Origin of the sequence: Rheinheimera oceanensis, from assembly GCF_018831085.1 — a bacterium.
Lineage (GTDB): Bacteria > Pseudomonadota > Gammaproteobacteria > Enterobacterales > Alteromonadaceae > Alishewanella > Alishewanella oceanensis.
This window is the reverse complement of record NZ_JAGPNM010000001.1, coordinates 146,563-160,719: the sequence shown is the minus strand read 5'-3', so window position 1 is coordinate 160,719 and position 14,157 is coordinate 146,563. Positions and strand designations below refer to the sequence as shown.

Genomic DNA, 14,157 nt, shown 5'->3' with positions numbered 1-14,157 from the left:
TGTATACATTTTTTGTCAAGCTACAGTTGTTGTTTTAATTGATACAACAACTCCAGTGCCTGCCGGGCGGTTAAATCATCCGGGTTAATATCGCGCAGTTGCTCTACTACCGGGTGTTCGGTTTCCAGCAGGCTAAGTTGCGGTGGTATCACTGTTGGCGCTGTTTTTACTGCTGCTTTTACCGATGCTGTGCTGCCATGTTGCTCCAGCTCAGAAAGTTTATGCCGCGCCTGCTTAATAACCGCTCTAGGCACCCCGGCCAGTTGGGCTACCTGCAAGCCAAAGCTTTTGCTGGCGGCGCCGTCCTGCACGTGGTGCATAAATACTATGTTGTCGCCATGCTCTACCGCGTCCAGATGCACATTAGCCAGCCCCGGCAATTGCTCTGCCAGTTCAGTCAGTTCAAAGTAGTGGGTGGCAAACAGGGTTAAGGCTTTAATTTTGGTTGCCAGATAATCCGCACAGGCCCAGGCTAAACTTAAACCATCGTAAGTACTGGTACCACGGCCAATTTCGTCCATCAGTACCAGGCTGTGCTCGGTGGCGTGGTGCAAAATTGTTGCGGTTTCAGTCATCTCTACCATAAAAGTAGAGCGGCCGGAGGCCAGATCATCTGAAGCGCCAATACGGGTAAAAATACGGTCTATCGGGCCAATCTGGGCGCTGTCTGCCGGTACAAAACAGCCGATATAGGCCATTAGTACAATCAGTGCGGTTTGGCGCATATAGGTAGATTTACCGCCCATATTTGGCCCGGTAATCATCAGCATACGGCGTTGCTGGTGTAAATGCAGCGGGTTGGCAATAAAGGGTTCGGTTAACACCTGCTCTACCACCGGATGCCGTGCCTGCTGCAACACTATGCCGGTTTGGTTGTTAAGCTGTGGCCGGCAGTAGTTCAGGCTGTCTGCCCGTTCGGCAAAAGTACACAATACATCCAGTTCGGCCAGTGCCTGCGCCAGTTGTTGTAATTGCGCCAAAAACGGCGCGGTTAGTTCAAATAGTTGCTCATACAGCTGTTTTTCCAGTGCTAAGGCTTTGCTCTGGCTGCCAAGTACTTTGTCTTCGTACTCTTTTAGCTCAGGAATAATGTAACGCTCGTTGTTTTTCAGTGTCTGGCGACGCACATATTCCGGCGGTACTTTAGTATCGGCACTGCGGCCGGTTTCAATGTAGTAACCATGAATACGGTTAAAGCCCACTTTCAGCGACGCAATACCGGTGCGCTCACGCTCGCGCTGTTCCAGTTGCTCTAAATAATCGGTGGCACCGGTAGCTAAAGCGCGCCATTGGTCCAGTTCAGCATGGTAGCCTGGTGCAATAACACCGCCATCGCGGATCAACACCGGCGGCGTTTCCACAATAGCCTGCTCTAACAACGTACATAGCTGTGGCAGCGGCTGGGCAGCCAGGCTGATTTGTTGCAGTAAAGCACTGCTAAGTGGTGACAGCTGCGGTGCTAATACCGGTAATTGCTGCAGCGCCTGGCGCAGGCGGGCAAAGTCACGCGGGCGGGCACTGCGCAGCGCTAAACGGGCAATAACCCGCTCAATATCGCCAATTTGCTTTAATAGTGGTTGCAACTGCTCATATTCAGTATTGAGCTCAGTTACTGCATCCAACCGGGCATTAACCCGGGCCTGATCACGCAATGGCGCATGGATCCAGCGTTTTAGCTGGCGTGATCCCATCGCAGTTTGGCTGCGGTCCAGCACGGCGGCCAGCGTATGTTCGTAGTTGCCGGCTAAGTTTTGTGTTAGTTCCAGATTACGCCGGGTAGCGGCGTCCAGCACGATATTATCCTGTGAGCGCTCCAGCGCCACGGCACGGATATGCGGCAGCGCTGCGCGTTGGGTGTCTTTAACATATTGCATTACACAACCGGCGGCCATCAGCGCTACCGGTGCTTCATCTACACCAAAACTGAGTAAATCTTTAGTAGCAAACTGCTGGCACAATAGGCGTTTAGCGGTGGCCAGCTCAAATTCCCACACCGGGCGACGGCGTACGCCTTTACGTTTTTCTATCAGATAACTGTCGGCGAAATCTTCCGGATACAACAGTTCTGCCGGGTTTAAACGCTGCAGCAGCGCGGCTAAATCATCAATATTGTCTACCTGATTCAGCAAAAAACGGCCACTGCTTAAATCCAACTGTGCTAAACCATATTGGCCGCGTAACTGGCTGATAGCACAAAGTAAATTATCCTGCCGCTCATTTAACAGGGCTTCATCGGTAACAGTGCCGGGGGTAACAATGCGCACAACTTTGCGCTCAACCGGGCCTTTACTGGTGGCCGGGTCGCCAATTTGCTCACAAATTGCCACAGATTCGCCCAGCTGTACCAAACGGGCTAAATAATTTTCTACTGCATGATAAGGCACGCCCGCCATCGGGATTGGTGTACCGGCGCTCTGGCCGCGCTTGGTCAGTGAAATATCCAGCAGTGCCGCTGCGCGTTTGGCATCGTCGTAAAACAGTTCGTAAAAGTCACCCATGCGGTAAAACAGCAAAATGTCGGGGTGTTCACTTTTTAACCCCAGATACTGCTGCATCATGGGAGTATGAGAAGACAGGTCTTTAATAATAGTCATACCAGTGTTCTTATCCGCGGCCGTTAGCGATGATAAAGCCGGGGATTATAACAGAAGTTTTTTAGTGCGTGTGCGCCTGTGATTGTATGTGGTAGGTGATAAATATTTAGAAAAGTTGTAGTTATCGTAGTTTGGCTACGATTATTTGAATAAATCTAAATTTTCTTGTCAGATAACGAATCCTTTCAACTCAATCGGTCTGCCGGTACGGCATCATCGTCAACCGGGATCTGGTACTGCGGCCTTATCAGCCGATGTTCTTCAACAGGCGAACCTTGCAATGGGCACAAACAAACTGTTGCTCGGGCCGCTACCCAAAAGTGAAACCGTTAAGTTGACATTCGCATGTCCCGCCGACCTGAAGGCTGACCTCGATCGCTACGCCGCGCTGCATGCGCAAACCTACGGTGAGCCGGTTGATGCAGTCACACTGATCCCGCACATGCTGGAAGCGTTTATGACTCGGGATCGGGGGTTTAGGAAGGGTAGAATTGCGAAAGCGCATCCCTGACGTCAAGTTGACCATCCCTCGACCACGCAGCTTGTTGCGTGGTTTTTGTTTACCTAATTAGTGTGAAGTCCAGAAGACTGAATCTCTGAGTTTATATCGTTGTTATTATGGACTATGGTATGGCGATTGATCTTGGTCTCAAGGTCTGAACATATTTCCAGTAACCTGTCGAAGGGCAAAGCATTGCCAACCATCACTTCATCGGCCAGCATGGCCGCATAGTCCTTTTCAAGTGCAGCCTTGGCTTCGCCCTCTGGGACGATTTTTAATTGTCCGGTGGTCGCGGCTGCATAGTCGATCACTTGGCCATCTGAGTCTTTTTCGATAAAAAATAGTGATTTATGGCGGGCGACATCCGTTGCCACTTGGTGATCAGCAAGTACTGTTGCGAAATAAGGGCTTCGAGCGATTGCCACCAGGTCGTGCCAGTGCCGTGCATAGCGTTCGCTGCGAATGCGGCCTTGTGCACAGAAGACGTGTATGGACGTGGCTTTTTCCCAAAAAGTGCGAGCGACACTCATCACCAGCGGCGATGCGGTAGGGAAGGACACGTCAGGCAAATAGTCTGCAATGTCGCAGGAAACCTGAAATGCCTGATGTGGCTCGCCTGTGGCACGGCCACCAAACTCCAGTGTAATGGTGGGTGCTATATACCCGGTGCCTTTTGTCAGGGCAGGGTAGTGCAGGAATAACTTATCCTTCCCTGGCCCTCCGAGTTTGAGCCGGGCGTCCAGACCTTCACGGACCAGGGCTTCCTGAATCACCGGCTGCACATTTTCCTCGATCCAGCCCGGTAGCCGGTGCCGCACAGCTTGTGTCCATTTATCAGCCTGACTGCGGCTGGCAGGCAATTCCCCACCTTCACCGATTAAATCCGGGATAAGTTTGCGAATATTGTAGGTCAGGTCGATATCTTCGGAGAAACGGTCAATAACTTTATAGACCTTTGATAATGACGTGCCGCCTTTGAAGGTGAGATCACCCGACACTGGTGACTCGAACAGGGCGCGCAGAGTCCACACCACCCATAGATCCTTTTCGAGCAGATGGGAAGGGCGGCCGGTTTCAGCACGCCCTTGCTCCAACGCATCGTGTTGATCTTGCTTGCTCAGATCGAAGAAGTATTCAGGCACGGGCGGCTTCTTTACCTATGGCTTGAGCCATCCAGCCGGGTAATGTTGCGCGAGCCTGAATAAGTGCCTGCCACTCGGATGCTGGCAGAGTGCGATGGAGCGAAGTCAGGGATGTTTTGGCATGTGTCTGTCCAATCCATGCCAGTGCCCGTATCGCTGCTCCGGCCGGTCGCGCACCGAGCGCCAGCATCCAGCGGGGAGCATGCTTGAGCAGCACTTCCGAGCGGCCAAGCTGCAATTTCCGGGTTTTTCCTGAGGTCAGATAAACCTCACGAATAGGTACCTGCTGCGTCAGCCCAAGGGCATTGGCAGAATTGGCGCCGTGCGGGACAACGATTTCACCACTTTGCTCAGCCAGCGCTTTTATGAGCTTTTCAACAGCAGGCGCACGCTGGCCGAACCGGCTGGACACCGGAACAGAGTATGTACCGCGCGCCACGCGCAGTAGTTTGCCCATCCTGGCAAGGCGAGAGAATGCCTGATCTACGGCGGACCTGCTTCCCAGATGCAAAAATTCTTTAGGCGATAGCACGCCTCCCTCGGGGAGGGATAGTGCTTCTTGAAGAATGGTCTCTGGCAGTGTGTTCATGGTCACCTCTCTATATGAGAGAAAGTATATGCCAGTTTCTGACATCGTGAAAGTAAAAAAGCTCCCTGTCTGTGCGATCAGGGAGCTAAGTTAAACAGACGCTGACTAAGGCTTAACTTACCGGATAAGCAAAGTCACTAAGCCCCAGTTCTGCCAGTGTTTTATTTAAATGGCTGTATGCCTCTGGCGTTGGGCCGGGGTAGGCGCCGGCGATGGGAACATTACCCATATAACCGATATCTTTAATGCCTTCCGGCGTACAGAAATAAGCTGCCAGTACCAGGTTGCGCAGCCGGGCGAAGGCTTTAGCAATACGTTGGAACTGTTGTGGGGTTTGTTCGTTGTCGTAGGCAATATCGTCAATGATGGCCAGCTGCTGTGTTGTGCCAAGTGTCGTGAACGGCTTGGAAAAACGCAGAGTGGCTTCATCGTCCAGCCAGGCCAGTGCCGATAGAATAGTTAGCCTGTCCCGCTGCTGGCTGGGATAAGGCGCGCTAACCCATTCATCAATTACTGAGGGTACCTGCACTGCCGAAGCTGACGGTGACTGGCCTTCCTGCGGCACGATAATATCTGACAATAACGCCACCAGTGATAGTTGAGCAGGTGTTAGTGTTAATGGCCAGGGGGCTTCAGGTGGCATAATCAGGTTTGGATCTTTACCGTAACCCTTGGCGGTTATGGGTTGCAGCTTTAGCTCCGGCCAGTGTTCTGTGCTTGTGGTACCGCTGGCTGTTTTTGCCACGGGGGTTGGCTCACACCCCGCCAGGGCGGGTAGCATGGCACTGGCGGCCAGTGCGGCCAGCAGTTTTAGCGAATCACGACGGCTTAAATGGTTGGTATAAACCGAAGAGAGGCTGTCGCCATGTTCGGCAGTGTTTTGGTTTGATATCAGGGTAGGTTTTTGCATTATAGTTTCCCCGCTGTTAACTGCTCAGCCAGCCAGGCGCTGTTACGCATTGCCAGTGTCATAATGGTCAGGGTACAGTTTTTATGCGGGTTAGAAGCAAAAACGCCACCGTCCATGACAAACAGGTTCGGACAATCCCAGCTTTGCCCCCATTGGTTAGTTACCGAGTCTTTGCTTGAGCTGCCCATCCGCGTGGTGCCCACTTCATGAATAATTTCGCCGCCTTTTCTGATGGCATCTTTTGCAGCAGGCAATTCGCCAACTGTTGCGCCCATAGTTTCCAGAATGGCTTTGGCGGTTTTCAGGCCATGCTCGACCTGCTTAAGCTCGTGCTCAGACCATTGCCAGTGAAAACGTGCCACAGGAATGCCCCATTTGTCTGTTACCTGGGGGTCGATGTCCATATAGCAATGTTCGTTTGGCAACATTTCACCGCGCAGTGCAAATGAAACGTAAGCACCGTAATGGGCACGTACCTGCTGTTTTAGCGAAGTGCCATAACCTTGCAGGTTACCGCTGACATAAGCACCCGGTTCACCAAAGCGGCCACCAAGTTCAAAGTGATAACCACGCGGGAAATCCAGTTCTTTATTCGCCTGCGCTTTGTGGCCCCACCACGGAATAAACAAATGGTTGGCAGTATGGCCGTCTTCGTTGTAACGTGGCCGGTCCATTAGTGCCGGTACCAGTGCAGACAAGCCAGCGCCGGTAGAGTCCATCAGGTTGCGGCCAACCTGGCCGCTTGAGTTGGCCAGGCCGTTTGGGTGATGGGCGCTTTTTGAATTGAGTAAAATGCGGGCTGATTCACAGGCACTGGCTGCCAGGATCACCACTTTTGCACTGAGTTGCTGTTCAGTGGCGGTTTTTTTGTCAATATAACTGATACCGGTAACTTTACCCTGCGCATCAACGGTAACCGTTTTTACCATCGCATCGGTAATAATCCGCAGATTACCGGTTGCCTGTGCCATCGGCAGCAGTGACGTAGTGGTTTGAAAAGCGGCACCGATCGAGCAACCATAACCGCAGGGCGTGGCATAAAAGCAGGCGGCACGGTTATCCAGCGGTTTAGTCAGTACGGCACGGTGCATTGGCACCGCGGTAATACCGTGTTTTTTTGCCGCAGCAGCTATCAGTAATTCTGGTATCCGTGGCGGGGGAGGCGGTTGTAACACCCCTTCAGATGATGGGGGCATATCATCCAGGCCGGTATTGGTGCCGCAAACGCCAACTAAAGCTTCAGTTTTGTCGTACCAGGGGGCGATGTCGTCATAGGTAAAAGGCCAGTCGGCACCCAGGCCATCCCGGCTTTTGCCTTTAAAATCATGTTCGCTAAAACGCAGCGAATAGCGGCCCCAGTGGTTGGTGCGGCCTCCCAGCATCCTGGCGCGCCACCACAAAAAGTCTGAGCCTTCGGCTGTGGTATAAGGCTCGTTCGGCACCTGCCAGCCACCATCTACGGTAGAGTCGTAAAAACCGAAGTCTTTATCCGGGGTGGATGTACCCATCAGCGGTGCGGCTGAGTTGGGCCTGAACATCGGAGTTTCTGTTTTCGGGTCGTAATTGCGGCCCGCTTCCAGCAACAGCACTTTGTGGCCTTGCCGGGTTAATTCATAAGCGGCCATGGCACCGCCGGCGCCTGAGCCGACAACCAATACGTCATAGGCAAAATCGTTCATCAGTTCAGCTCTTTAATTTTCAGATTTTTAAACCACACCACATCACCGTGATCCTGCAAACCAATATGGCCGCGGCTGTTGGCAGCAAAGCCAGGCCAGTTGGCAAACTTGCTGGCGGCGACCAATTGCTGCCACTCTTTGCTGTGAAGCTCTACCGATACTGCCTTTACGTCGTTTTGCCAGATGGTTAGCTGGTTTTTTTCCAGCCGGATACGTACCTGATTCCACTCACCTGCGACTTTATGTGAGGCTGCCGGAGAGGCTATCATGTCGTACAACGAACCGGATAAATGGTTTGCCAGCTTGTTATCGGGGTGGCGCTCGTTATCAAGGATCTGAATTTCCGGCGCATGTGAGTAAATCTGGCTGCCGGTTTCATCTGCCAGAATAAAAATGCCGCTATTACCGCCTTCGGCGATTTTCCAATCCAGCTTAAGGTCAAAATCCTGATACTGGGCTTTAGTCAGAATATCACCGCCGCCTCCACCGGTTAGCTTAATCGTGCCATTTTCAACTACCCACTTATCGCTTAACCCTTCCTGTTTAAAGTTACGCCACTGCGACAGATCTTTGCCGTCAAACAGCAGTTGCCAGCCATCCTGTTGCTCTTGTGCGGTTAACTGATTATCCGACGCGAGTGCGCTAAAGCTGCCAAGCGTTAGCAGCAGGGCGTAAAGTTGATGTCTGATCTTCAAGGTCGTTCTCCTCTTGTTGCCAGTGGTTTTTATTATAAGTGTCGTTTCAATGTAACCGATATCATTGTGTTTGCTGTTATAGTGCAAACTGCCACAAAATAAAAGCAGAATTCGATAAAAGCACAGCGCTTTTTTAGTGTAAAAACTCGATAAATGCTGCTGTGTGCGCATAAATTCACCATTAATCAGGCCGGTTTTATACCGCGAGGCCTGATAATCGAAAATGTAATCCGTTACATTTTGTTGGCCGCAGATAAGGGCGTGGGCTGCTTACAGTATAGCCAGGCGGTACTTGCTCCGTTTTCGGTTCTGGCGGCATAATAGCAGCTACTTTTTATGGCGTGGGTGAATTATGACAACCGCAGACAGTATGATGCTGGCAGCAAAGCTTGGGCAGTTACTGATACAAAAAAAATGGTCGGTTACCACTGCGGAATCCTGTACCGGCGGTGGTATTGGCTATTGGTTAACTGCGGTGCCAGGTAGTTCGGCCTATGTTGACCGCGGTTTTATCACCTACAGCAATAAAGCCAAGCAACAACTACTGGCCGTGCGTAGCGCTACCTTGCTGCAATTTGGTGCGGTAAGTGAAGAAACTGTGCGTGAAATGGCTGAAGGTGCGGCTAAAGCAGCAGGGGCTGATATGGCCATAGCTGTGTCTGGCATTGCCGGGCCGGATGGCGGTTCGGTATATAAGCCGGTAGGCACAGTATGTTTTGGTTTTTACCTTAATGGTAATGTGGCCAGCAGCCATCTGGTATTTGCCGGTGACCGTCAGCAGGTACGCCAGCAAGCTATCGATTATGCCCTCAAACAAAGCATTGAACTGTTGACAGCTTTAGCAAACTAGACTACTGTACGAGCATACAGTGTTAATTGCCCGGCAAACCCGGCTCAACCATGGATATAAAAATGGACGACAACAAACAAAAAGCGCTTGCTGCTGCCTTAGGTCAAATTGAACGCCAGTTCGGCAAAGGTTCTATTATGCGTTTGGGTGACAGCACCGCGCTGGATATTGCTGCCGTATCAACCGGTTCTCTGGGGCTGGATATTGCACTTGGCATTGGCGGTTTACCTTATGGCCGTATTGTTGAAATTTATGGCCCGGAGTCATCGGGTAAAACAACCTTAACTTTACAGGTGATTGCAGAGGCGCAAAAGGCTGGCAAAACCTGTGCTTTTATTGATGCAGAACACGCGCTCGATCCGGTGTATGCAAAAAAACTGGGTGTTAATGTTGATCAACTGCTGGTATCTCAGCCGGATACCGGTGAGCAGGCGCTGGAAATTTGTGACATGTTAGTGCGCTCTGCTGCTGTTGATGTGGTGATTGTCGATTCGGTAGCTGCCTTAACACCAAAAGCTGAAATTGAAGGTGATATGGGCGACAGCCATATGGGCTTACAAGCCCGTCTGATGTCACAGGCACTGCGTAAACTAACGGCTAATATTAAGCGCTCAAATACCTTATGTATTTTTATTAACCAAATACGCATGAAAATTGGTGTAATGTTTGGTAACCCGGAAACAACTACTGGTGGTAATGCACTAAAATTTTATGCTTCAGTGCGTTTAGATATCCGCCGTATTGGCTCGGTAAAAGAAGGTGATGAAATCACCGGTAACGAAACCCGCGTCAAAGTGGTAAAAAATAAGGTAGCACCGCCGTTTAAACAGGCAGAATTTATTATTCAGTACGGTGCTGGTATTAATAAATTGGGCGAGTTAATCGACTTAGGTGTAGCTCAGGGGCTGGTGGATAAAGCCGGTGCCTGGTATGCCTATCAGGGCAATAAAATTGGCCAGGGTAAAGCTAATGCGATGAAGTTTTTGGCAGATAACCAACCAGTTGCTGATGAAATTGAAAAAGAGCTGCGTGCCCGCCTGTTGTTAAAGCCTGGTGAAAAACCGATTGAAGAAAGCATACCAGAGGCGTTTGAAGCCGACTTATAAAGGTTGTTCATCTGCCGTTAATAAAGCCAGCTTAAGCTGGCTTTTTTTGTGTTTAATTTTAACTTGCTCTGTTGTGCATGCAGCGATAAGCTGTTGACTTAGCCAGTTTTGTTGCTCCCAAAACGTAAACAAGCAGTAAACGGTAGCCGGTATCAGAATAATGATAATAATAACAAGGCTATGCCTTATCGCAGCCAGTATTGTGCTGGTGGCATGCAAAGCAGATATCAGCGTACAGGATGAACCCACCGACCCTGTTGTGCAGGAAATTGCACTGGCTTTTATAGAGCGACCATTGCTGGTTGACGATGAACGCTATCAGAACAATTTATTTGACCCCTCAGCATTTAACCCAGGCGCGCGGTTGTTACTTAAGCAAAATGCGTTTGCCCAGTCGGCTGAAACCGATCTTACTGCCAGCTTGTTTGCTGAAAATGCCCTATACGATGTAAAAGATTTAGCCGTTTCGCCAGATGGCGCTACCTTGCTATTTGCTCTGCGTGCACCGCAATTGCCTAATGTTGCCGATGAGTTGCAGCCGAAATGGGATTTATGGCGTTATGACGTTGCCAGTAAAACAGTTAGCCCACTCATTACCGATACCCAACTGGCGCAGCGCGGTCATGATATCAGCCCGGCTTTTTTACCTGATGGCCGTATTGTTTTCAGTTCTACCCGGCAGGTTATTTCACGGCAAATTTTGTTAGATGAATTTAAGCCGCAATATACGGCGTTGGATGAAGATCTGAATGCGCCTGTTTTTAACCTGCATGTAATGAATGCCGACGGCAGCAATATCAGCCAACTGAGTTTTAACCTGAGCCACGACCTTTATCCGGTAGTACTGGATGATGGCCATATTTTATACAGCCGCTGGGACAACCAAAGCGATCGTTCGATGTTTAACTGGTATCGCATGCGGCCAGACGGTAGCGAAAACCAGCTGGTGTATGGCTGGCACTCACATAACAGTGGGGCAGAGCAATCAGCCGTGGAATTTACCAAAGCAATAGTGCTGGATGATGCTACGGTATCTCTGGCACTGGCCGGGGTAGACGCACCTTATTATAACAGCTGGCCGCAACGTGTGGCACTGGCGCTTGCCAGCGATAATGAGCAAGCTCTGGCTGGTGAAACACTGAATATGCCAGCACAGACACCGCTATTTCCCTGGACGTTTGACAATACCGGCCGCACTGAACGTGCCGGAGCAGTAAACAGTTACGCCGCCCTGAAAGATGGTACCGGCCGTTACCTGGTAAGTTGGTCACCGTGTCGTGTGGTACAGGCAGAAACCATCTTAAGTTGTGCGCAGGTGGCAGAGGACGCCGTGCTGGAACTGGCAGAACCTTTATACGGTTTATGGCTGTTTGATACGCAAAAACAAACTCAGGTACCGGTGCGCCCAGGGCAGGAAGGCTTATTGGTAACAGAGCCTGTTGTGCTGCAACCCTACACTGCCGGTGTTTTTTTACCGGTAAATCCATTGCTGGACGCAGAGCTGGCAGCGCAAAACGCCGCTGTGCTGGATATTCGTAGCGTATATGATTTTGCCGGTGTCGCTGAGGTGGATATTGCCCGGTTGTCTGATCCGATGCAAAGCAATGCTACGCAGCGCCCGGCGCGGTTTTTACGCTTAGTACGTGGTGTGCCTTTACCACCGGAAGAAGTGCTGGACATACCAGATTTTGCCTTTGGTGTTAGCCGCCGCCAGTTGATGCGCGAAATTCTGGGTACGGTAGCGGTTGAACCTGATGGTTCAGTGCAGGTAAAAGTGCCTGCCAATGTGCCGTTTAATCTGGCGGTGCTTAATGGCGAAGGTCAGGCTGTTTCTGCATTGCACCAGCAATGGATAACGTTGCGCCCCGGCGAAAGGCTTAGCTGTAATGGGTGCCATACGCCCCAAAGCACTGCGCCGCATGGTAGAGTAAATGGCGAAGGTGAAGCTGCCAGTGCTAATGCCGGAGCAACTGGTTTTGCTGCCTTCCCTAATGCTAATCCGCAACTGCTGGCACAGCCCGGTGAAACCATGGCGCAAACCGCAGCCAGGTTAAATGGCATACCAGAGCTTAGCGAAGCATTGCAGTATTTAGATATCTGGACCGACCCGGCCAGGCGTGCGCCGGATGCTGCTGTGCAGATCAGCCTGCAGGATCTGACCACAACTTTACCCGCCGGGCTGGAGTGCTTTACGCAGTGGCTGGCCAGTTGCCGCTTAAGAATAGATTACCCAACGCATATCCAGCCATTGTGGCAGTTAGACAGGCGCCGGTTCGACCCGGACAGTAACGAGCTGACAGCCGATCATACCTGTGTAAGCTGCCACAGCCGAACCGATGCTAACGGCAACAGCCGGCTACCTTTAGCACAACTGGAGCTGGATGCAGAGCCGTCTGATTTGGAGGCTGAGCATTATCGCAGTTACCGCGAACTGTTAAGTGCCGATAACGAGCAGGAGCTGGTGGGGGCTGTATTGGTTGATCGCCTGGTGCAGGCTACCGATGCCGACGGTAATTTGCTCTTTGTTACCGACGACGCAGGCAATCTGGTACTTGATGATAACGGTAATCCCATTCCGGTAATGGTGACAGTAGCGGTTACACCAACTATGCGCGCTGGCAGTGCAGTGGGCAGCAGTGCATTTTTCAGTTTATTTGCTAGTACCGGCAGCCATCATGGTTATTTAACCGCCGCTGAGCTTAAACTGCTGGCCGACTGGCTGGATATAGGTGCGCAGTACTACAACTCGCCTTTTGCCGTGCCGGAGCAATAAATGATACGGCTATTAATGTTACTTCTTAGTGTATTAAGTTTGCAGTTAATGGCCGAAACAGTCGCTGTTAAAGTAAGCGGAGACTTTGTCAATTTGCATTCCGGCCCAGGCCGCGGTTACCCGATCGTGCAGGTAGCCATTAAAGGCGAAGCTTTAGTGCTCAATAAGCGCCGCACCGACTGGGTGCAAGTGGAGTTTAAGCAGCAACACTACTGGCTGGCACGCGCTGATCTGACGCAACTGGTAACGCTGCACCAGCAGACATTTACCGTATCGGATGATCGTATAGCGCAATATGAACAGCGCTCGCTTGAAGCGGGCTTTGTGTTTGGCGACTTTAACGGCAGCAGTTTTTATCAGCTGTCGCTGGCGTATTCGTTTAGCCCTTACCTGCAAACTGAGCTGGCGGTGGGGCAGGCTAATGGCGATCAGGCCGATAACCTGTCAGCCGAGCTAAGCCTGTATTTAAGCCCAATGCCACACTGGCGCTGGTCACCTTATTTTGGCATTGGCGGTGGTGTGTTGCGTACCACACCGCGAACCGTGTTGGTGCAAACACCGGATCGTAATAACAGTTTGGCCAGTGCTGAGTTGGGCGTACGTTACTACCTTAGCCGTAATTTTATCGCCCGTGCCGGTTACCGGCGCAGTGTTATCGTTACTGATCGCAATGACAACGAAGAGATAGACACATGGAAACTTGGTTTCAGCGTATTTTTTTAGTGCTGGGTCTGGCACCTGCTCTGGCACCTGCACAGCAGGTTGAGCCGGATATCAGCCAAAGCAGCATCAGCGAAAACGTACTGGATAGCGAAAACTGGTTGCTGGGGCTGCGTGGCGGCATGATCAATATTGAAGATTTTGGCAGCAGTGCCCTGGGTGCATTGCAGCTTAGTTACCACATTAACGAAGACTTTTACCTCAGCGCCGAGTATGCCATGGCTAAAGCTGGCCGTACCTCGTTTGAAGAGCTCAGCGGCGCAGCGCCGTTACTGACCGACAGCGAACGGCAGTGGCGTTATTACGGCGCTCATGTCGGCTACGTGTTGTTGCCGGGCGAAGTGTTTTTAAACCGTAACTACGCGATGAACAGCGGCCTGTCGGTATTTGCCGGTGGTGGTAATGTCGATTTTGCCGGAGATAAGGTGTTTGCGCTGCAACTGGGCAGCCAGTTCAGACTATACGCCACCGACTGGCTGGCACTGGAGCTGACCTTTAGCGACTATATTTTTGAAACCACCATACTGGCGCGCAGTAAAACCACACATAACCTGAGCCTGGCTCTGGGTGTAGCGGTGTATTTCTAGTGGGTGATAC

The 14,157-nt window shown here is 51.2% G+C and carries 12 protein-coding genes; 6 read left to right on the top strand and 6 right to left on the bottom strand.

From position 1 onward, the window contains the following. Window positions 1-20: 20 nt before the first annotated feature. On the bottom strand, window positions 21-2,594 hold the full coding sequence (gene mutS, locus J3B89_RS00735; RefSeq protein ID WP_215395607.1) for a DNA mismatch repair protein MutS: 2,574 nt from the start codon (window positions 2,592-2,594) through the stop codon (window positions 21-23). 145 nt (window positions 2,595-2,739) lie between these two features. Between mutS and J3B89_RS21575 the strand changes: the two genes are divergently transcribed. Then, window positions 2,740-3,105, top strand: coding sequence for a DUF2274 domain-containing protein (locus J3B89_RS21575; RefSeq protein ID WP_433915360.1), 366 nt, complete (start codon window positions 2,740-2,742; stop codon window positions 3,103-3,105). 53 nt (window positions 3,106-3,158) lie between these two features. On the opposite strand, the gene J3B89_RS00725 is transcribed toward J3B89_RS21575, so the two are convergent. The 5 genes from J3B89_RS00725 to J3B89_RS00705 form a co-directional block, all read right to left on the bottom strand. Continuing rightward, window positions 3,159-4,238, bottom strand: a complete 1,080-nt coding sequence (locus J3B89_RS00725) for a nucleotidyl transferase AbiEii/AbiGii toxin family protein (RefSeq protein WP_215395605.1) — start codon at window positions 4,236-4,238, stop codon at window positions 3,159-3,161. Beyond that, window positions 4,231-4,827 (bottom strand): DUF6088 family protein, encoded by a 597-nt coding sequence (locus J3B89_RS00720; protein ID WP_215395604.1) that lies wholly within the window; start codon window positions 4,825-4,827, stop codon window positions 4,231-4,233. The genes J3B89_RS00725 and J3B89_RS00720 overlap by 8 nt, the downstream gene beginning before the upstream one ends. A gap of 112 nt (window positions 4,828-4,939) precedes the next feature. After that, complete coding sequence (locus tag J3B89_RS00715; protein ID WP_215395603.1) at window positions 4,940-5,737, bottom strand: gluconate 2-dehydrogenase subunit 3 family protein; 798 nt, start codon at window positions 5,735-5,737, stop codon at window positions 4,940-4,942. Next, on the bottom strand, window positions 5,737-7,416 hold the full coding sequence (locus J3B89_RS00710; RefSeq protein WP_215395602.1) for a GMC family oxidoreductase: 1,680 nt from the start codon (window positions 7,414-7,416) through the stop codon (window positions 5,737-5,739). The genes J3B89_RS00715 and J3B89_RS00710 overlap by 1 nt, the downstream gene beginning before the upstream one ends. Then, window positions 7,416-8,111, bottom strand: coding sequence for a 3-keto-disaccharide hydrolase (locus J3B89_RS00705; protein ID WP_251372143.1), 696 nt, complete (start codon window positions 8,109-8,111; stop codon window positions 7,416-7,418). The genes J3B89_RS00710 and J3B89_RS00705 overlap by 1 nt, the downstream gene beginning before the upstream one ends. 352 nt (window positions 8,112-8,463) lie before the next feature. Between J3B89_RS00705 and J3B89_RS00700 the strand changes: the two genes are divergently transcribed. The 5 genes from J3B89_RS00700 to J3B89_RS00680 all read left to right on the top strand — a co-directional run bounded on the left by J3B89_RS00700 (window position 8,464) and on the right by J3B89_RS00680 (window position 14,147). Next, entirely contained in the window at window positions 8,464-8,961 is a 498-nt protein-coding gene (locus tag J3B89_RS00700; protein WP_215395600.1) for a CinA family protein, read from the top strand. A 62-nt stretch (window positions 8,962-9,023) separates the two neighbouring features. Beyond that, a complete protein-coding gene (gene recA, locus J3B89_RS00695) occupies window positions 9,024-10,067 on the top strand; it encodes a recombinase RecA (protein ID WP_215396317.1) in 1,044 nt (347 codons plus the stop codon). 160 nt (window positions 10,068-10,227) lie between these two features. Continuing rightward, window positions 10,228-12,840, top strand: a complete 2,613-nt coding sequence (locus tag J3B89_RS00690) for an HzsA-related protein (protein WP_251372141.1) — start codon at window positions 10,228-10,230, stop codon at window positions 12,838-12,840. Next, a complete protein-coding gene (locus J3B89_RS00685; protein ID WP_215395599.1) occupies window positions 12,841-13,563 on the top strand; it encodes an outer membrane beta-barrel protein in 723 nt (240 codons plus the stop codon). It abuts the gene before it with no gap. Further along, window positions 13,533-14,147 carry an outer membrane beta-barrel domain-containing protein gene (locus tag J3B89_RS00680; protein WP_215395598.1) on the top strand — a complete coding sequence of 205 codons (615 nt, stop codon included), beginning with the start codon at window positions 13,533-13,535 and terminating at the stop codon, window positions 14,145-14,147. Before J3B89_RS00685 ends, J3B89_RS00680 begins: the two co-directional genes overlap by 31 nt. The last annotated feature ends 10 nt before the right edge of the window (window positions 14,148-14,157 follow it).